Below are 19,923 nucleotides of genomic sequence, written 5' to 3' on the forward strand. Positions count from 1 at the left end.
CCCCTTCCCTACCTTTTCAATTCAACGATTTCAACGTACATCTTCCCATTCTTCGTCAAAATCTTTCCGGTTCCAATCTCTTCATTCTCAAGCATAAGACGCACCGTATTTTTCGTTGAATTTTCAAGACGATACAATGTACCTTTCGTAATATGAAGCAGATCTTCAATTTTCTTTTTCGTATTTCCGATTTCAAAATAAATTGTTAACGGAATATCATCTTGTAATTTCAAATCTAGCCAACTCCCATATCATGTTCACGAAAATTTCATGTTCTCTCTATATGAAACTTCTTATTTTGAAACGTCGATATTTAATATTTTTTTAATATATCCTTGCGTTTCTTTAAATGGCGGTACGCCTCCGTACTTTCTCACATTGCCAGGACCAGCATTATAAGAAGCAAGTGCCAATACTAAGTCGCCGTTATTTTTCTTTAAATAACCGCTTAACTCTTTCACGCCACCTTCAATACTTTCAGCTGGTGAAAAGGGATTCTTCACACCCATCTCCTTCACATTCGCTGGCATAAGCTGCATAAGACCCATCGCACCGGCATGTGACACCGTTTTCGGATTAAAATTAGACTCTACTTCAATCATTTTTTGAATTAACGTTTTTGGAATTCCATATGTACGGCTAGTGCGATCAATAATATCCTCATACTTCCCTTCATTGGAAGAACGTATTTTTTGAATATTATACTTCTTCGTTAATTCCCACGTATCAGCAGCCTTATTTTTCGTTTCTGGGAAACGTCGTTCAAACTCTTTTTGCGCAACTTGCACTTCATCTGCTTTCTTCGTTTCAGCCTTTTCTTCAGGCTTACTCGCTTCCTCTACTTTATTAATAGTTTCTACGGGTTTATTAACAACCGCTTCTATTTTCGTAGATTGTACCGGCTGACTCATATCTTCTACTTTTGCCGGCTGCGTAGTTTCTTTCGTCTCCTTCGCAGGCTCACTCTGCAACTTCTCTTGAAAACGACTACTAACAAATGCTTGTGGACTACTTAGCTTTTGCTGAATTTGTCCTTTCTTATATGCAAGCACTTCTTTTACTATATTTCCAACTATCATAATATCACCTTTTCGGTAAACAAAGATAATCTAATATTAGAGTTTTTTTTTAAAGTTTGCAATAATCCTTTTAATAATTATGTAATAAAAAAATGAATATATTGTTAAACTGTTATTTTTTTATATTTATTAATTCGAATTTTTAGTTGACACCCGTTGTAGCAAGGATTACAATAAATCTCGAAATTGATTTTTTCGCATATTACCGTTTTTCAATTTGCAGAAAAGTCAATATAAAAAAATGGGGGTTTCTTAACATGAGAATTAATACAAACATTAACAGCATGCGTACTCAAGAGTACATGCGCCAAAACCAAGCTAAAATGAGCAACGCTATGGACCGTTTATCAAGCGGTAAACGTATCAACAACGCTTCTGACGATGCAGCAGGTCTTGCAATCGCAACTCGTATGCGTGCACGTGAAAGCGGATTAGGTGTTGCAGCTAACAACACACAAGACGGTATGTCTTTAATCCGTACAGCTGACTCAGCTTTAAACTCTGTATCTAACATCTTACTTCGTATGCGTGACATCGCTAACCAATCTGCGAACGGTACGAACACTGGCGATAACCAAAAAGCATTAGATAAAGAATTTTCTGCATTAAAAGAACAAATCGATTACATTTCTAAAAACACAGAGTTTAACGATAAGAAATTATTAAATGGTGATAACAAATCTATTGCTATTCAAACTCTAGATAACGCTGATACAGCTAAACAAATCAATATCAATCTAGCTGATTCATCTACTAAAGCTTTAAATATTGATACATTATCAATTGCAGGAACTACTGATAAAACAATCACTATTACAGCAAAAGACCTTACTGACAATAAAGCAACCCTTGATGCTTTAAAAACAGCTAAAGCTGACTTAGCTAAATTAGATGATAAATCTGATCAAGCTACTATTGACAAAGCGGTTGATGCGTTTAAAACAGCATTTAATAACGTTGATAAAAACTTACTGTCTGACAAGGCAATCGAAGGTATTACAGACAAAATGACTGCTTTTGATGGTACACATACAGCGGCTGCGGCAATCGGAACTGCTTATACTGAACCTACTGCAGGTGATATTACAAAATCTGCACCAAACGCTTCTGGCGCAATCAAATCAATTGATGCTGCATTAGAAACAATCGCTTCTAACCGTGCAACTCTAGGTGCTACATTAAACCGTCTTGACTTTAACGTAAATAACCTAAAGAGCCAATCTTCTTCTATGGCTTCAGCTGCTTCTCAAATCGAAGACGCTGACATGGCGAAAGAAATGTCTGAAATGACTAAGTTCAAAATCTTGAACGAAGCTGGTATCAGCATGCTTTCTCAAGCAAACCAAACTCCACAAATGGTTTCTAAATTATTACAATAAGCCATTTGAGTTAGTTTCCTGAATAAACCTCTCTGCTTGCGGAGAGGTTTATTTTTTTCTATATAGATGAATTATTTGTAAGATCTTTCTTTTTTAGGTAGGAGAGAGCATCCGCGTGGCGTAGAAGCGGTCAGTGCCTATCTCTATCCCTTCTCATGTTAAAACACAACTAGAAGATAAGCATAAAGTTCCTTTTTCTTTTTATAGCTGTTTATTGGCTTTAAGACCATATATGAATCAATAAGGAGTGTCTATTATGCGTATTGGTACGAATTTTTTGAGTATGAACGCTAGGCAATCGCTATACGAGAATGAAAAACGTATGAATGTTGCGATGGAACATTTGGCTACTGGTAAGAAGTTAAACCATGCTTCTGATAATCCAGCTAATATTGCGATTGTGACTCGTATGCATGCAAGAGCGAATGGTATGCGCGTGGCGATTCGTAATAATGAGGATGCAATATCGATGCTTCGCACAGCCGAAGCTGCACTTCAAACTGTGATGAATATTTTGCAGCGCATGCGTGATTTAGCCATTCAATCCGCAAACAGTACAAATTCAAATAAAAACCGTGATTCACTGAATAAAGAGTTTCAATCTTTAACAGAACAAATTAGCTATATTGGCGAGACGACTGAGTTTAATGATTTATCCGTATTTGACGGTCAAAACCGCCCTGTTACATTAGACGATATCGGTCATACGGTACATATATCAAAGTCTATTCCACCACCTTCCCCTACACAACACGACATCAAGATTTCAACAGAACAAGAAGCAAGAGCGGCAATTCTTAAAATTGAAGAGGCTTTGCAAAGTGTGTCACTTCATCGTGCTGATCTTGGAGCTATGATAAATCGTTTACATTTCAATATTGAAAATTTAAATAGCCAAAGTATGGCGTTAACAGATGCTGCATCTCGAATTGAAGATGCAGACATGGCGCAGGAGATGAGTGATTTTTTAAAGTTTAAATTATTGACTGAAGTTGCACTTAGTATGGTTTCACAAGCGAATCAAATTCCGCAAATGGTTTCTAAGTTACTACAATCGTAAAAATTCATCTTCCATCTTTGGAACGATTCCATACAAAACAAAAGGGAAATACATATAAACTATGTATCTCCCTTTTATTTTGTACCCAAATTTTATTACTGTGTTACCGTCATAACTTGTCCGCTACGGTCAACCATTATTTTCATTTTTCCGTCTTGTGCATTATATAGCCCAAGTTTATGTAATTCCATTTTACAATCTTGTACGAAAGTTGGTAATTTACGAATTTGATCAATATCAGAACTTGTAATGAAATGAATTAAAAGCTGCGTCATACCTTTAATATCTTGTACAAGCTCTTCTTTCTCTCGTTTTAGCCTTTCATTTTCTAGTTGTAACGACTGCAATTCACCTTCTAGACTACGTGTATTCTTTGCTTCTCTAGAACGCCCTGCTGCCATGCTAGAAAGCTTATAAATACCTTCCATAAACTGATGTAGTTCGTCTTCTTTCCTTTCACTACATTGATTAATTGTTTCAAAGTTATCAACGATACCAGATATAACTGTTACAAGATTTTTTTCATCCTCTTTATGCTGGATTTCTTCTTTTAATTCGTACTCGTTTTCTTGTTTTCTTGCAACGATTGTCTCTTTTACTGGTATATATTTTCGCTTTCGTCCTGGTTTTTGTTTTTCAATATTTTCAAACGGTATTTCACGTTTTTTCAATTTATAATACGTATTTTGCAATTGACTTTCTGTTTTCGGAAAAAGATTTAGTTCATTTTTACTTACGTATTTTGAAATATTTAAAATGTTTAAACCGTGACGTTGACAAAATTGATACACTTCATAAAGTAGCTCTAGTTCAGACTTCAGCCATGTAATTGCTGATTTTTCATATGCGCGCATCCCGCCATTTTTTTCTATATCTATTTGAAATAATACCATTCTATTATGTAAATCAACTAATTCTTCATACTTTACTTGGAATTCTTTTTCTATTTTTTTTAATTCCACCTCTAGTTGCATATCGTTCATTTTATTATTTGACATGTTTTGTAAAAGATCTAATACATTAATTGCTGTGTGGTGATACATAATCTGTGCCACTCCCCCTCATCCTTTCACAATTCTCATCTGACTCCCATGTCTTTTAAGAAAATAGCAATTTTTACATATCCATATTATAACAGTTCGAAATTATCTGTCAAATAATAAACATACAAAAATGTATAGAAAGTATAAAAATTTGGAAAATGTTTTTATTAATATGTAAAATTGCATATTAATTACATTTAATTATATTATATGGTATTTTGAATACTTTTTCACCGAAAAAATTTGCGTTACCACGAAATGTTACTAAAATAATCCCGAAAATACGCTCGCTTATATTTTTAAATCAAAAATCTCTAAATAAAGATTATTCACATATACAGCGTCAAACACCCAAGAAACCTTTCATTTTTTTGCCTGTTTAAAGTATAGAATACTAAAAAGGAACTAACCAATGCTTACACATGGCTAATTCCTTCCTCTGTCTAACAGAATAGAGTTATAAACCCAGTCTTCCAATCCTCAATCGAAGTCTCACTTCTTCTTACCTAAAACTACTTCATACCTCTGAACTCACATCGCATGAGACTCTATTAATCACTGAAAACTTCCTTACATAAGTAGTTCCTCTATTCCTACTAAATAGAAAAATGTTATACACCAGCTCTTCTACTTACCTATAACCAATCTATATTTCTGGTCTCAACATCGCATAGGGCTCTATTAAGCACGACCGCTCAACACTTGGCTAGAGCTTCTATTCCGGCTAAAAAGAAGCTTTTAAAGCACTAACTTATCAACTAAACCAATTAGCTCTTGAATATCTGGCTTACTTACTTGAGCATTTGCTCCTACAGCTTCACCTTTATGGAATAATTCATTTGTAATTAATGAAGAGAAAATAATAACTGGTAAACGATTCATTACTTCACTATCCTTAACCACTTTCGTTAAATGATGTCCATCCATTTTTGGCATTTCAATATCCGTAATTAGCAAGTGAATATGTTCAAACATTTTCTCGCCTTGCTCTTTCGCTAATTTTTCAATTTGCGCTAACGCTTCTGCACCATTGCTGAAGAAGTTCATTTTCGTATATCCAGCTGATGATAATGTTTCTTCTAATATTTGGCGAAGCATCGCTGAATCTTCTGCAATATAAATTACTTTTTCAGCTCGGTCTGTTTTTTGTTCTAACCCTGCAATTGATTTATTGTCATAACCAGTACCGCTAATTTCACATACAATTTTTTCATAATCTAATAGCAAGATGATTTTTCCATCTAGTTTTACAATACCAGATGTCGTTTCTTCTAGTCCCATAGATAATGAAGCTGGTTCATCAATTTGTTCCCACGAAATACGTTGAATACGATGCACTTCATCAACGCGGAAAATAACTTTCATTTGGTTTAATTCTGAGATGATAAATTTCGTTTGATCAAGCGGCTTTGTTGACTTTAAATTAAGAGCCATTGCCAAGTTAATAACAGGTAAAATTTCACCGCGTACTTGAACAACACCTTCAACTGCATGATGAGATTCTGGCACAGTTGTAACAGGGAATGGATTAATGATTTCACGTACTTTCATTACATTAATACTAAATAGGTTTTCACCAACAGTGTACGTAACAATCTCTAATTCATTTGTTCCGCTTTCTAATAAAATACTTTGTGCTTGTGACATAAAGGTGTCGCTCCCCTTCCATTAATTCCGTATATCTAATTATTAAGCTTTATAAAAGCGAAAAAGTCAACTACCTATATAAAAAATATAGATAGTCGAACGATTCATTTTATTAAAAAACAATTAATCTTGTATAAACGAAGCAAGTGCCTCTAATAACACTTCTTGTGCTCCTACAATTTCCGTCGGCATTGCTTCCCATTTTTTCGAAAGCTCCGTCTCTACTCTTATTCTCAGCTCAGAATTCATTTCTGCTAGCACATATTCTTTCGTTGCTATATCAACATCAAGTAGCGCGAGTGCATATAATTCCGGGTCATTTATTTTTTCGAATAATCGTTTTAATACCACCGGTGCTATATGTTTTAATTTTTCAATATGAATTTCCTTATCCGAAAATAGTAACTCATATTGAATAAACGTAACATTTTCTTTAATCACTTTAAAATAGCAATTATTTTTTTTATCATTCACAAAATAACCGTTTGGATCGGCAATAACACTCTCTACTTTACGGATTAAATCTGGCAAACTATTCGCCGCCATTACAGTCCGCTGCTCAACCTCACTCGGCGAAATGAATGTAACGCGATACTTATTTTGCGCCATCCTCCTCACCTCTCCTTTTATAGAAATTCAGTCTAATTGTATACTACAACTACCTTAAATTAACTTAAAACTATTTCATATTACCACTTCTTACACTACCACATTACTCTAGTAACGCTACATATCTCTGGTCTTACACATAGGTCGGGACTCTATTAGGCACTAACCGCTCCAAAACATCGACAGGTCCTCTCTCAAAACCTAAAAAGTACTTCTAAGAACTTTTCAATAACTCTATGTTATTAAACCAAAACGCTATTTGCTGATCCGTAATATTTGGCAACATAACAAAAAACTCACGACACTTCATCTCATCCTTAAACAGTTGATACTTCCAAACGCTATCGCTACCAACACTTATGAAATAAAACTCATGGATACGGCCAATGATTGCTTGTTTTTCGCCAAATGAATACGGAGGCACTTGCTTAATTTCAAATTGATCTGGTAAATATACATGCTCTTCTCGTTCTATTTTTAATACTTGCTCGGCAAGTTCACGTTTATTTTCGAAAAAAGGCAATTGTAAAATTCGCTCTTGTCTTGTCATACGAATAAAAAACCCTTTCTACTCCATTACATTTTTTCCATGCGATATATTATCGAATTAAGTTTACAACTTCATTTAATACTTCATCTGAAACTTTAATTACTTTCGCATTTCCTTGGAATCCGCGTTGGTATAACATTAAGTCAACGAACTCTACAGATAAATCTACGTTTGCACCTTCTTGTGCACCACCGCGTACTTTACCTGCACCATTTTGACCAGATGCACCAAGTGCTAAAATACCTGTTGTATTCGTCGCTGTATAGTTACCATTACCTGTTTTCATTAGTCCGCCTTCGTTCGGGAACATCGCAACAGCTAATTGACCAGCTGATTTCATACTTCCATCAGAATATTTTACCATTACATATCCACCGTCAGCAATGAAGCAATCTTTAACCGTCGCTGCTGCTCTACCATCTACGTCTGTTACTGATAATGTTTTATCTGTTGGATGATTTGTTAAATGACTTAAGTCTAATTTTATAGAGCCGCCATCAAATGGAATATTGGCTCCTTGCTCTTTCGGATTTGGATTTCCAACAGCATCAAATGTCATATTACCACCTGCACCTTGAACATCTTTAAACTCTGTTTCTTTTTTCGAGTCATTGCGCATTTGTACTTTATATGTATAATTATGTTCACTTGTTTGTTTAAACTCTACACGCATTGTCCATGTATTCCCCGCATTATCATATACTGGTAAATCTTGTGTGATTTGTTTTTCACCAGTTGGAATATTACCTTTAATTGTCCCTTTCGATGTTCGAATACCACCAATTGCTGTTCCCATTGGAATTTGCAACGGTCCTGGAATTCCAGATAAATCAACCTCACCAGTTGCCTCATTCGCAGGGTATGCAAACACGTATTGACCTTCAGTATTCGTAATATAGTAATCTGAAGATATCCCAAACGTACCTTTACGAGTAAATTCCATATTTCCGCCTTTTGAATCACCTACAACGAAGAAACCATTACCTTCCATTGCTGCTTGTGTTTTGCCACCTGTTAACGTAATTGTACCATCACTATAATCCGTAACCGTACCACTCATTTTCACACCGTTACCAATACTTTTCGGATTCGTTCCTGCGTATTTACCGTCACCTTTTGCACCAATCGAATTGTTATATAGTAAATCATCAAACATTGCTTTTTGTTTTTTATAACCTACTGTTTGTGCATTGGCAATATTATTTGAAGTTACACTTAATGCATTTTGTGTTGCATTCATTCCTGTAATACTTGTATATAACGCTTTAATCATAACGTATGGACACTCCTTATGAATTTGTAGTTTTTACTTCTTCAGTTACTTTTTGATCGTCTTTCTTTGCGTCTTCTGGGTTCGTTTCCCCAATTGGTTTATCAGACACTCTCTCAACGAAACGAAGAGATACAACCTTATTATTAATAACGAGCTGTACATCGTTATTTTCCGCAAGGCGAACCGTTTCTACTTGACCGGTTACTTTGTTTCCGTCACCGTCAACACCTCTTACGTATTTACCTAAAAACTTCATTCCACCATCAAGTGCTGTTGAATACATCGTTGATTGCAGCTTATCTACTGCTTTCGTCATATTCTGTACTTGTTCCATAAGAGATAACTGTGCTGTCTGATTCATCATTTGATTCATATCCATCGCATTAAATGGATCTTGATGTTGGAAACTTGATAAAAACAATTTTAGGAAATCATCTTTCCCCATTACCCCAGGAGTCTTTTGCGCTCCTGCAGAAACTCCATTACTTTGTTGCACTGGCGATTGTACACCATTAACAGGTACATTACTTTTTTGCGCTCCTGTTTGTAACGGAATATGATTTGTACTCGTTGTATTTAATCCAACTGTTGGCACACTTTATTCCTCCAATAATCCCGCAAATTCTGTTGATTGTTGTTTTTCATGATTTGTATTTGCTAATTTCTGTTTTTGCCTTTGCTCTTGTTCTCGCTGTTCTTTACGATTTTCATCTTTATCTGAATAGCTAATTTGAATATTGATTTCTTTTTCTTTTAACTTTAATTTCAATTCATCAAAAATGATTTCAACACGTTTTTTCGCATCGTGTTTTTCCATTTCTACGTGAACGTCAATTTGATCTCCGTGTTTTTTCATAAACACTGTTAATGTACCAAGTTTTTCTGGATTTAACTGGAATAAAACACGTTCTTGTTTCACTACAAATTTTTGCAGCGCTTCTACTTGCGCTTCCATTTTCTTTCCTAAGTCAGGTAATGACACTTTCTCAGCACCACTATTTGATTTCCCTACTTGTTCGGTACTCGTCGTTTTATTTAATAACTCTGCACCTGTAGAGCTCGAATCATTTAATGCATCAACCTCTGGCAACTCTACCTTTGCATCATCGCTCTCACCTTTCGGAAGATCTACGTCTTTAAACTCTTCTTGTTTCTTTGCAATATTACAAGTTTCTGTTTCTACAACCTTCAATGCTTGCATCATTTGCTCCGGCATCTTCATTTTGTCTAATACCATTTGCATTGTATCTTCTAAACATATAGCATTTTTGATATTCATATTTGAAAGAAGTTCTTGTAATTGTTGTAATTCAGCTGCAGGTAATTCATTAAGTTTAATATTGCCGTATTCTTTATATAGCTCTTGTATTTTTTGTATGTATTGATATAACAATTCCGGCTGCACATGTAATTGCTCAATTGCAACCATTTGCTCAGATACAGCTAATAACAACTGTTCTGTCTCTTTTTTTTCTTCTTTCTTTACAATTGGTTCTTCTTTCGTTACCGATGGTTTAGAAAGGTTATATTCTTTTTTCTCTTCTTTTGGTGCTTCTTCTCGTTTCGTTTTCTCCGTTTTCGGCTGCTTTTTATTTTCGATTCTCATCGTACGATCGAATGAAGAATCTTCATTTTTTGATTGTATTTCTAGCCCTTTTTCTTTTTGCGAAGGTAAACTTTGTTGCACCGGTAATACAGACTGTATCACTACATTCACCTCATCCATTCATACACATTTTCAAATCCAGAAGCATTTTTTCTTCCAGCTTTTCTTGTGCTTTCGCAAGCTTTTTGCAATCTTCTTGATACATCTCATCAATGACACGTTCTTTTTCTTTTACTTGCTCTAAAAGGCTTTCATTTTTTTGAATAAAATCTTCTGTTTTTTTAATTTTTCGATTCCATTCTTCTATTCTTTCAGGTGAAAACGTATGTGAAGAAAGCATGCCAGCCATAATACGTTGCCCAGTTTGTACGACTTTACTACGCGATTTCACAACATATAAATCATATTCTTTTTTTTGTTCTATTTTTCTTTTTTCAGCTGTTAATTCATACACTTCTTTTAAAATATGTTCTTTTTCTTGATTTATTTGCAATTTTATTGTGTCGTACTGCTGTTTATCCACCTGTTTTCATAGCCCCTTCCTATTATAACGTTCTCTTTTTCTATTATATAGTTTTTTTCCAAAAAAATCTGTGAAATATTAAAAAACAAAAAAATAAGACCTCTTGGGCAGAGGCCTTATACTATATGGTGTATCGCTTCAACGATATCATCAAATTGGAAACTATCCGATCGGCCTTGCTTTAAAAATGTATTTATGCCTTCTACTTTATTTTTACATTCAAAAATATAAGCATTTTCTTCATTTTCTTGAATCGTTCCTAACTTAAAATACAATTCATTTTCTTTATAAATTGATAAAATTTTCCTCATTTCATTTGCAAGTTGCCAATGATGTGGCGACACGATTTCTTCCATAATCCTACTTACTGAATCTAATACTGAAATTGCAGGGTAATGACTAAGCGTTGCAAGCTCACGCTTTAATACAATATGTCCATCTAAAATACCACGTGCTAAATCTGGTACAGGACCATTTAAATCGTCCCCATCAACAAGCACCGTATAAATACCTGTTATAGATCCCTTTTGCGTTTTTCCGGACCGCTCTAACAGCTTCTTCATATAACTTTCCATTAACAGTGTTTTACCACCAATCGGTAGCTCTTTTACAGCAATATCCACGCTTCTACGGGCATCGGCAAAACGAGTAACAGAGTCCATCATAAGTAATACGTTATTGCCTTGATCACGGAAGTATTCAGCAATAGACGTTGCGAGTTTCGCTGCACGAAGTTGCATAAGGTGACTTTCATCTGACGTCGCTACAACAACGACGCTTTTTCGCATCCCTTCCTCGCCTAACTCTTTTCGAATAAAGTCTTTTACTTCCCGGCCACGTTCTCCTACTAAACTAATAACGTTTATATCAGCTTTTGCATTTTTTGCTATCATTCCAAGTAAAGTAGATTTACCAACACCTGACCCAGCAAAAATACCAATCTTTTGACCGATACCAATTGTTAGCATAGAATCAATTGATTTTATTCCTGTTTCAAATACATCGGTAATCTCTTCACGTTCAAATGCATGTATAGGCGGTGCATCTAGTTTTATTTTCTGTAATGGAATGTTTTCAGCTTCCTCATTTAATACTTCACCATTTGCACTTAACACTTTTCCGAGTAAGTGATTACCACGTGGTACAACAACATCTTCTGAAATTAAAGTCACTGAATCTCCATAACATACTTTTTCTGTCTGTTCAAATGGAAGTAGCATATTATTTTCTTTTTCAATGGCAATCACTTCACATAAGACCTTATGTTCTCCAACGAAGCAAACATCTCCAATCTTCGCTTTCGGCCCTTTTGCTACGAAAAACTGTTCTTGTACACTATGAACTTTGCCTACTTTCGTATACAGTGGTGTTTCAATGAACTTATTCCATTTTTCGTTCTCATTCATTAACAGACGGCTCATACATTTTGCTCCTCAAATAACTTCTCTTCTTCCCATTTCTGACGAAGTTTCGCAAATATAGGTGCAAATTTAAATTCAAAGAACTCTTTCTCTTCTTCCAGAACAAATTCACCAAACTGCAAGGAGAAATCATATTTCCATTCTACTAATTGTAGTAACCAATATTCTTTCGTATTTTCCTTCTCTTCTTGAATACGTTCAAACGTTTCTGGATGTACTGTAATGATTAATTTTTCAAATGAAGTTGGCAATGTTTGCACGATGCCAGTTAAAATAGGTAACACATCAAGCGATCGTGAATCTACCGCTTGATTCACGATTTTTTCTGCTAGATGAAAAGATTGATCCCATAATAACTCTGTCCATTCATATGCTGTTTCTTGTTGTTCTTTTTGAAACTGCACACGCGCTGCTTCCATCTGTTCCATTTGTTCATGAATATGCATTTGAAATTGTTCTTTATCTTGTAATAACTGCTGCCGCTCTCGTTCTAGCATTTGCTTCTCTTGCCTTAGCTGATTCATTTCCATATGTAATGACTCTTGCTGGGCGCGAAGCTCTGCATGATCAGCTTGTAATTCTTCCTCTTCTATTTGAACTGAAGCTGGTTTTGGAAATTGTAATTCATACGTTTCTTCAGAAAAAGAAACAGAATTCTTCGGAATTCTGTTTTTAAATAAGGACATCCTCTTCACCTCTTTGAACGATAATTCTTCCTTCTTTCTCTAGCTTTTTCACTGTACCAGTGATCGTTTGCTGTGCTTTTTCAGCATCCGTCATCTTAAGCGGTCCTAAGCCATCTAATTCTTCTAGAATCATCTCTTTACGGTTTGAAGACATACATGTAAATAGTTTCTCTTTAATTTCTTCTTTTGCAATTTTAAGTGCTTTCGCAAGAACACCGTTATCTGTAATTTCTTCTAATACACGGCGAAGCGCAAGATCTTCAAGACCAAGTAAGTCTTCAAAGACAAACATATTTTCTTTAATTTTCTCAGATAACTCATAATCGACTTCATCCAGCTTTTGAAAGACTGTTTTTTCAACACCACGTGAAACATTATTTAAAATGTTTACGATTGTTTTCAAGCCATCAGTTTTATTAATTGCACTGAATGCCATATTATTTAATTTCGATTTTAACAACTCACCAATTTGATTAATTAATTCACCATCAACTTGTTCTAACTTCGCAATACCCATTACCGTCTCTACTCGTTTATGATCTGGCAATCTCTCAATTAATTGAGAAGCAAGCTGCGGTTTAATATAAGAAGCGATAATTGCAATTGTTTGTGGTGATTCATCATTAAGCACTGTAAGAAGTGGCTCTAAATCTGTAAGTGAATTTAAGAATTCAAATGGATTATCTTTGTTATACCAAAGGTCTTCCAATAATTTTTCCAGTTCGTCTTCTGGCATGTTTTTAAATATGCGACGAATGTATTCTTTATCTGGAGTGACTAAGTTCAATTCTTTTACATTTAGTTCATATAAGAACTCTCCCAGTACATTTTCTAACGTTTCTGGTTTATATACACGAAACTTCGCGATTTCACGAAGTAATACTTCTTTTTCCTCAGCTGTCATATATTCAATGACTTTTGCTGCCACCCCTTCTTCTAATGTACGAATAAGGATGGCAGCTTTTTCTTTGGAGGAGATTTCATCTAACATCGTTGTTCCTCCCTTACTGTCCGTTTAGCCATTTTTTAATTACTTTTGCAGTACCTTCTACATGTTCTTTCGTAGCATCCTGCACTTGTTCATCTAACGTTGGTTCTTTCGGTTCTTCTGGTTCAGGTTTTGGCTCTGGCACTATTTTTTCTTCAGGAATTTCCAAGATACTTTCATTACTTGCAGCAACTTCATCTTCTGCTAAGTATTCTTCATATTCCTCTTCTTCTTCTTTCTTTCTCTTACGTCTTGCTAATAAGAACCATACTAGACCACCGATCGCTAATAAGCCAGCTGTAATTCCACCGAATAACCACCAGTTCATGCCACTTTTTTCTGGCTCTTTCTCTTTTTCGACTTTCGGCTGATCGAACTGAACAGTTACAACGTTAACTTGACCATTTATAAAGTTACCGTTCGGATCAGCTTGAAGTCCTGCCGCTGTTCCGATTGCTTCTTTAAAAGTTGTCATATCCATTCTACGTTTTACTAGCGTATCATTATCTACCCATACAACAACATTTGTTTTCGTTAATTCTGGGTGTTTCTTAATTGTTTCAACTGTTTTATCTATTTCATAGTTTTCGATTTTGTTACCATTTTTATTATCATAGACAACTTTACCATTTTGATTATTGTTCGTACCGTAGTTTGGCACTTCACCGTTCGCTGTAATACCAGCACCTTGCTTCGGATCTGCCCCTTCTTGCGCAGTAGAGCTTTCCTCTTGCTCTTGTTTACTACGAAGTACACCTTTATCACCATATTTCTCTGACTGACGTGTAACTTCATCGTAGTTTACAGATACTTTCGTATTCACTTTATATTCATTCGGTTTAAACATCGTCATTAACGTTGCATCAATATCTTGTTTTAATTTACCTTCAAGTTGGTGCTGCATCTCTACTTCTTTCTCATAAGAAGAAGAACTACTAGAATGTGCTTCATCTGTCCCTTTTGAGATAACACCTTTTTTACTATCAATAACGCTTACTTCTTCTGCCTTTACACCAGGAACTGCTGCACTTATCATTTGCTGTATACCTGCAACTTGATCAGCTGTTAACAATTGGCCACGCTTCACCCCAATTGTAATCGCCGCTGTTCCTTTTGCTTTTTCTTCATCAAAAATTGTCTCTTTTTCAGGCAATGTAATTTGAACATTTGCCGTTTCAACTGTCGCAAAGTTTCTTACAATATCTTGCTCCAATTGCTTCTTCGTACCGACAATTTGCTTCATTTTTTTATCTTGCTCACTTGAACCGAGCGAGCTTTCTAATAAAATTTCCTCACCGCTTTTAGAATTAAACGGTAAGCCCATCCCATTCATTTCTTTTCGAACCCATGGAGCATCATTCTTTTGCACACGAATCGAACCATCGGTCGCTAATTGATAATCGACACCTAACTTCGATAATTCTGCTGTAATCTCTTGTTTATCTGTATCATTTAAATTTTGATATACAACAACATATTTATCTGGCAAGGTGAAGTATAAAAGTGCTCCTGTTACAATCGCTAAAAGCGCAGCACCAATTACTAACTTATGCCACGTTTTTAACGATCGGATAACATTTTTCATCTTTTCCATTTAAACACACCCGTCCACTTTCCTAAATTTGCATATTAATTAGTGACTTATAATTTTCAATAAGATTATCACGTACGAGAGCAGCTGTTTTCATTTGAGACTCAGCTTTCTTTTGCTGAATTAAAACGTCATGTGTTTCTCCTACCCCTTTAGTTAGTAAATCATATACTGCTGTTTGCGCATTGTTTTGCGTTTGATTCATATCTTCCAATAAATCAATAAACTTTTTCCCCTCAACTACAGATGTTTGAGAAGTTTTCGGTGCACCAATTGACTGAATTGCTCCAAATGGTTGTGTATGTAACATTGGTTGGATTTTCATATTACTATCTTCCCCCTTATCCTCGGCCGATTTCTAAATCTTTATCAAGCATTTTTTTATTCGCATTTAATACACTCGTATTTGCTTCATACATTTTTTGAGCAACCATAACATTCGTCATTTCAGCAGTTACATCAATATTTGGATAACGTACATATCCTTCTTCATTTGCGTGCGGATGCGTCGGATCATACACTAAATTTTCCGTTTTGTCTGCTTCAATACTTTTTATCTTTACTCCGTTAGTAGGAGCCCCATCTAACATACTTGCAAAACTATTGTTTGATTCTAGCACCACACTACGACGCTCATATAAATCTGTCCCCGGAGCCGCCGTCGTATTTGCATTTACAATATTGTTAGAAGTAACTTCCATCCACTTTCTCGCTGTCGTTAGCCCTGAGCCACTTGCATTTATTGCCTGAAACATCCGTTGTCTCTCCTTCTACCTTTAACGTCCGCGTGCCGCTTGGTTAATTGCATATTGTGTATTAATTGCGTTAATTGAAATACCGTATAACTGATTTGTTTTCATTAAATCTAGCATTTCTGTCGTTACATCCACACTATTTCCGTCTTTATTCGTTTGCATTGATTTTGTTTGAATCTTTGCATATGTATTTTTCGTATTTACTGTCGGCAAGTGCATTTCATTCGTTTGATATAAATCTGGATTACTCTTTAAATCAGCCGCATTGTTTTTATATAATGCACTACTTTTATTCATCTGCTCAGCAAATGTTACATCTTGTGCTTTATAGCCAGGTGTATTTGCATTTGCAATATTACTAGAAACAGTATTTCGTTTCGTCACTAAATAATTCATATAATGGCTTACATCACTCACTAAATCTGGCATATTCCACACCCTTTCTTTTCTAAATTAATAATCCACTGATAGAAGTTTCACTTCATTATTTATTTTCTTATATGCATTTATTAAAATATTTACTTTTATGTACCCCTACATATTTTATTCCATTTTTCCATTGTTGTCTTTAGAAAAATACAAAAATATAAAAAAGAATGCAAAAAACTGTATACACACAGTAATCTATACAACATTTCAATATATGAACTATAAACTAAAGTCCATTTTTCTATTATTTAGATTACTATTATTTTTCATCACAGTCATAAAATGAAACCTCAATCAGCGGAGTTCTTTATGTAAACGAAGGAATAGACCCCCTTTTAAAAGGGGAATCTGTTTCCAAACGTTATTATTAATATTTACCGTAAAATGAATTAGCCTTCATTCGTCCATCATTTGTCATAATCATTTCTTCCAAAATCTTTTGCTTATCCCGAATATGCTGTGCTGCCTTAATAATGAACGGGCTTACTTCTGCTGCAACTTGCGTACGCGTTTCTTCATCCAATGTCATCATCCAGCGATTTAACATCTCACTCTTCTCAGCAAACTCTCTGTCTGACACTTGCAATTCACCGATTTCATTAAAACAGCTGACAAACGTCCGATAAATATCATTGTTCATTTTCAAGTGCTCCGCGGTAACCGTCTATTAAATCTTGTAACACTTTCACAATTGCATCAATATCTTTCGCTTCACGCGTTACTTTCATCGTTTGAATTTGAATGCTAATCCAATCGTATAAACCATATAAGCTATCATATAAATCTTTCGTAATTTCAGGATTCAATTGAAGTTTTAATTCTTCAAAAATACGTTCTAACTTTTCAAGAAGTGCGTCCCCTTCTTGTAAGTTAAAAGTATGTAAAAGTTCTTCTAAATTACGAAACTCTACAATACACCTTTCATAAATAAAAATTGTATTTTTAATCGGATTACTCGTCATAATATCATTTTGCATATAACGTTGCCATGCTTGCATATGATCACTTCCTCAACTTTCATTAATCATCACTTTTTTGTTTTGTCATTGCTTTAATTGTTTTTAGTTGGCTATCAAGCGCCGCCAATGTACTTTCTAGCTTTTGATACTTCTTCACAATTTCATCTTGCTTTTGCAAGTTTTGCGTCTCAATATCTTTAATCTTTTTATCTAAATCACTTACACGTGAATCAATGTTTTTAACTCTCTCGCCGACTACGCCTTTATCACCGAATAGTTTATCAAGCGGTTCTTCCATCATTTTTCCTAAACCGTTAGAACTAAAGAAAAATTGCTTCGCTGCATCTGGCTTCTCTTTTAATGCTTTCGTTAACTTTTCGTCATCAATTTCCATCGTTCCATCTTGCTTTAATTGAATACCAAATGTGAATAAATAATTACCATCTTGAGAAAATGTTACGACATTGTTCATCGCTTGACGTACACTTTGCATAATAGCTTGACCTTGGAAAGCTCCACCTTTTCCAGCAAAGATATCTACTGTAGAAACAGCTTTATTATAATCAGCTACCATTTTTTTAATAACATTCGATGCATCTGTTACGTTTGAGTCATTTACTGTAAATTTTAGGTCTATACCTTTTGTTTTGGGATCTGTTGTTGTACCAGCATCTGGCGCTCCTTCTACTTTCGGCTCAGTTACCTTTAACAACTCAATTTTTACACCAGGAAGAGCTTCAATTGTATTAGTAGAACTTTCATCTGTAATACCATTAATACTATATTTAGCATTTTGTGCTTCATTGATTGTATTGAGCGCTTTGCCATCCGCGTTAGCTAAACCAATATCTTGAAATAGCGTAGATGTGTTCGCCTCAAACTTAATCTGTCCATCTGTTCCCTCTTTTTTCGAGGTCATGAAAATTTTATTTCCAAGTGTATAAGCTGATACGCCATAATCTCCATCATTAATCTTATTAATTAAATCTTTATATGTCATATCTGTTGTTACTTTTAATTCTTTACCGCCTAGTTTTAATGTTTCATCTTTAGGAAGCTTTGCATTTATATCTTTAATTTCATTAGAAGCTATTTGATGACGTTGCGCGAGCTGTGTAATTGTCATATTAAAAGTTCCTGCAATTGCACCACCATCAGCTTTTACATTAATATAACCGTCTTGTGATGTTGTTACTTTTTTCTCATTCCCTTTAAAAGCCGCTAAGTTTTTAAAAGTTTGCGTGAAAGAGCTAAATTCTGATTTCAAACTTGTATATAATAATTTATCATTTGTAAGGTCGTTCTTTTCTTTCGTATACGGTGTCTTTTTCATATCTAACGCATTCATTTCTAATTCAACGAAGTGAGAAGTATCGATCATATTATTTCCAAGATTCCAAATCTGTTGTCTACCACCAATGCCTGTCATCGTTCCTGCCATATTTATCACTCCTTATTATTTACATATAATCTAAGATGCTCGTTTTACTCATCGTACTAACAGCTTTAAGCGTCGCTTCATACGTTGCATTTATATATGCTAAGTCAGAAATTGCGACCGCTAAATCAACATCCTCAATTTCTTTACGGTTTTCTTGAAGCGCTAAGTTTTGCTCGCTTAAAATTGTTTTAAACGTCTCCATTGTATTCATTGTTGAACCAACTTCAGTTGTACGGTTAATGATGCCATCTAAGTTTGTCTTATTTTCTCCTAATAACGGTTGTAACGCTTTTTGATCACCTTTTTGCATCGCTTCGCTCATCTGTTTTAACGTTTTTATAACCGGAGATAATAATGCTTCTCCGTTACGAAACGCTTTTAATTCATAACCGTCATTTAGTTGCCAATTCACATCATCTTTTCCACCTTGATATGTACCATCTTCTGTAAATGGTTGCTTCTCCGCACTATCACCACCGAAAATATAACGGCCTTGCTCTTTCGTATTTGCTAAATATACAACTTGTTTTAAAATTTGATCAATCTCTGCACCAATGGCTTTCAATTCTTTTTCACCATTTGGCTCATTTAATGCCTGTACCGTTAATTGATCTGCTCTCGTTAAAGATTTAAAAATACCTTGTAAAGTATTCTCAGTTTGTGTTAATACATTTTTCGAATCCGCTATATCTTTTTGCATTTGCTCCATATTCGCCAATGAATGTTGAATCGCAAATGACTTACTTGCCGCAAGTGGATCTTCACTCATAAGAAGGTTTTTCTTCCCTGAAGTTACTTGATTTCGATGATATTGCTGTTGCACGTTCAAATCCATTAACTGATTCTTTGCCCAGCTTGCATTTTGAAATGTTGATACTCTCATT

Annotated in this window: 23 protein-coding genes; 2 read left to right on the plus strand and 21 right to left on the minus strand. The window is 34.9% G+C overall.

The window, feature by feature from the left end; genetic code table 11:
* Nucleotides 1-8 precede the first annotated feature (8 nt).
* Nucleotides 9-233 carry a flagellar motor switch protein FliN gene (locus N2V92_RS26490; protein ID WP_000775712.1) on the minus strand — a complete coding sequence of 75 codons (225 nt, stop codon included), beginning with the start codon at nucleotides 231-233 and terminating at the stop codon, nucleotides 9-11.
* A 60-nt stretch (nucleotides 234-293) separates the two neighbouring features.
* Entirely contained in the window at nucleotides 294-1,079 is a 786-nt protein-coding gene (locus N2V92_RS26495; protein ID WP_016077899.1) for a lytic transglycosylase domain-containing protein, read from the minus strand.
* Between the two features lie 257 nt (nucleotides 1,080-1,336).
* Between N2V92_RS26495 and N2V92_RS26500 the strand changes: the two genes are divergently transcribed.
* On the plus strand, nucleotides 1,337-2,458 hold the full coding sequence (locus tag N2V92_RS26500; RefSeq protein ID WP_016077900.1) for a flagellin N-terminal helical domain-containing protein: 1,122 nt from the start codon (nucleotides 1,337-1,339) through the stop codon (nucleotides 2,456-2,458).
* Nucleotides 2,459-2,714: 256 nt separating this feature from the next.
* Nucleotides 2,715-3,518 carry a flagellin N-terminal helical domain-containing protein gene (locus N2V92_RS26505; RefSeq protein ID WP_042597520.1) on the plus strand — a complete coding sequence of 268 codons (804 nt, stop codon included), beginning with the start codon at nucleotides 2,715-2,717 and terminating at the stop codon, nucleotides 3,516-3,518.
* Between the two features lie 95 nt (nucleotides 3,519-3,613).
* Here the strand turns inward: N2V92_RS26505 and N2V92_RS26510 are convergent, their stop codons facing one another.
* From N2V92_RS26510 to N2V92_RS26600, 19 genes are all read right to left on the minus strand, one after another.
* On the minus strand, nucleotides 3,614-4,561 hold the full coding sequence (locus tag N2V92_RS26510) for a DNA-binding domain-containing protein (RefSeq protein WP_016077902.1): 948 nt from the start codon (nucleotides 4,559-4,561) through the stop codon (nucleotides 3,614-3,616).
* A gap of 738 nt (nucleotides 4,562-5,299) precedes the next feature.
* Nucleotides 5,300-6,208: a chemotaxis protein gene (locus N2V92_RS26515; RefSeq protein WP_000075943.1), complete on the minus strand. Its 909-nt coding sequence runs from the start codon at nucleotides 6,206-6,208 to the stop codon at nucleotides 5,300-5,302.
* A gap of 123 nt (nucleotides 6,209-6,331) precedes the next feature.
* On the minus strand, nucleotides 6,332-6,817 hold the full coding sequence (locus N2V92_RS26520) for a hypothetical protein (protein ID WP_016077903.1): 486 nt from the start codon (nucleotides 6,815-6,817) through the stop codon (nucleotides 6,332-6,334).
* A 214-nt stretch (nucleotides 6,818-7,031) separates the two neighbouring features.
* A complete protein-coding gene (locus tag N2V92_RS26525; RefSeq protein ID WP_000198167.1) occupies nucleotides 7,032-7,367 on the minus strand; it encodes a DUF3964 family protein in 336 nt (111 codons plus the stop codon).
* 49 nt (nucleotides 7,368-7,416) lie between these two features.
* Entirely contained in the window at nucleotides 7,417-8,640 is a 1,224-nt protein-coding gene (locus tag N2V92_RS26530) for a flagellar hook protein FlgE (RefSeq protein WP_000588324.1), read from the minus strand.
* A 16-nt stretch (nucleotides 8,641-8,656) separates the two neighbouring features.
* Nucleotides 8,657-9,235 carry a flagellar hook assembly protein FlgD gene (locus tag N2V92_RS26535; protein ID WP_001143485.1) on the minus strand — a complete coding sequence of 193 codons (579 nt, stop codon included), beginning with the start codon at nucleotides 9,233-9,235 and terminating at the stop codon, nucleotides 8,657-8,659.
* 3 nt (nucleotides 9,236-9,238) lie between these two features.
* Nucleotides 9,239-10,348: a flagellar hook-length control protein FliK gene (locus N2V92_RS26540; protein WP_016098028.1), complete on the minus strand. Its 1,110-nt coding sequence runs from the start codon at nucleotides 10,346-10,348 to the stop codon at nucleotides 9,239-9,241.
* A 10-nt stretch (nucleotides 10,349-10,358) separates the two neighbouring features.
* Entirely contained in the window at nucleotides 10,359-10,769 is a 411-nt protein-coding gene (locus N2V92_RS26545; RefSeq protein ID WP_042597517.1) for a hypothetical protein, read from the minus strand.
* Nucleotides 10,770-10,885: 116 nt separating this feature from the next.
* Nucleotides 10,886-12,190, minus strand: a complete 1,305-nt coding sequence (gene fliI / locus N2V92_RS26550) for a flagellar protein export ATPase FliI (protein WP_016077906.1) — start codon at nucleotides 12,188-12,190, stop codon at nucleotides 10,886-10,888.
* Nucleotides 12,187-12,876, minus strand: coding sequence for a FliH/SctL family protein (locus N2V92_RS26555; protein ID WP_016082179.1), 690 nt, complete (start codon nucleotides 12,874-12,876; stop codon nucleotides 12,187-12,189). Before N2V92_RS26555 ends, fliI begins: the two co-directional genes overlap by 4 nt.
* On the minus strand, nucleotides 12,863-13,867 hold the full coding sequence (gene fliG / locus N2V92_RS26560; protein ID WP_000883364.1) for a flagellar motor switch protein FliG: 1,005 nt from the start codon (nucleotides 13,865-13,867) through the stop codon (nucleotides 12,863-12,865). Before fliG ends, N2V92_RS26555 begins: the two co-directional genes overlap by 14 nt.
* 13 nt (nucleotides 13,868-13,880) lie before the next feature.
* The gene (gene fliF / locus N2V92_RS26565; protein ID WP_042597514.1) at nucleotides 13,881-15,458 is read right to left on the minus strand and encodes a flagellar basal-body MS-ring/collar protein FliF; all 1,578 of its coding nucleotides are present in this window, start codon (nucleotides 15,456-15,458) and stop codon (nucleotides 13,881-13,883) included.
* Between the two features lie 22 nt (nucleotides 15,459-15,480).
* Nucleotides 15,481-15,780, minus strand: a complete 300-nt coding sequence (gene fliE, locus N2V92_RS26570) for a flagellar hook-basal body complex protein FliE (RefSeq protein ID WP_000701672.1) — start codon at nucleotides 15,778-15,780, stop codon at nucleotides 15,481-15,483.
* A 16-nt stretch (nucleotides 15,781-15,796) separates the two neighbouring features.
* A complete protein-coding gene (flgC, locus tag N2V92_RS26575; protein ID WP_000484685.1) occupies nucleotides 15,797-16,210 on the minus strand; it encodes a flagellar basal body rod protein FlgC in 414 nt (137 codons plus the stop codon).
* Between the two features lie 21 nt (nucleotides 16,211-16,231).
* On the minus strand, nucleotides 16,232-16,639 hold the full coding sequence (flgB, locus tag N2V92_RS26580) for a flagellar basal body rod protein FlgB (RefSeq protein WP_016077909.1): 408 nt from the start codon (nucleotides 16,637-16,639) through the stop codon (nucleotides 16,232-16,234).
* Between the two features lie 367 nt (nucleotides 16,640-17,006).
* On the minus strand, nucleotides 17,007-17,279 hold the full coding sequence (locus N2V92_RS26585; RefSeq protein ID WP_001058090.1) for a hypothetical protein: 273 nt from the start codon (nucleotides 17,277-17,279) through the stop codon (nucleotides 17,007-17,009).
* A complete protein-coding gene (locus N2V92_RS26590) occupies nucleotides 17,269-17,637 on the minus strand; it encodes a flagellar export chaperone FliS (protein WP_016077910.1) in 369 nt (122 codons plus the stop codon). Before N2V92_RS26590 ends, N2V92_RS26585 begins: the two co-directional genes overlap by 11 nt.
* 22 nt (nucleotides 17,638-17,659) lie before the next feature.
* Nucleotides 17,660-19,039 carry a flagellar hook-associated protein 2 gene (locus N2V92_RS26595; protein WP_016077911.1) on the minus strand — a complete coding sequence of 460 codons (1,380 nt, stop codon included), beginning with the start codon at nucleotides 19,037-19,039 and terminating at the stop codon, nucleotides 17,660-17,662.
* Between the two features lie 19 nt (nucleotides 19,040-19,058).
* Nucleotides 19,059-19,922 carry a flagellar hook-associated protein 3 gene (locus N2V92_RS26600; protein WP_016077912.1) on the minus strand — a complete coding sequence of 288 codons (864 nt, stop codon included), beginning with the start codon at nucleotides 19,920-19,922 and terminating at the stop codon, nucleotides 19,059-19,061.
* Between the last annotated feature and the right edge of the window lies 1 nt (nucleotide 19,923).

Origin of the sequence: Bacillus sp. CH_48, assembly GCF_038008465.1 — a bacterium.
In the GTDB taxonomy this organism is placed as follows: Bacteria; Bacillota; Bacilli; order Bacillales; family Bacillaceae_G; genus Bacillus_A; species Bacillus_A thuringiensis_S.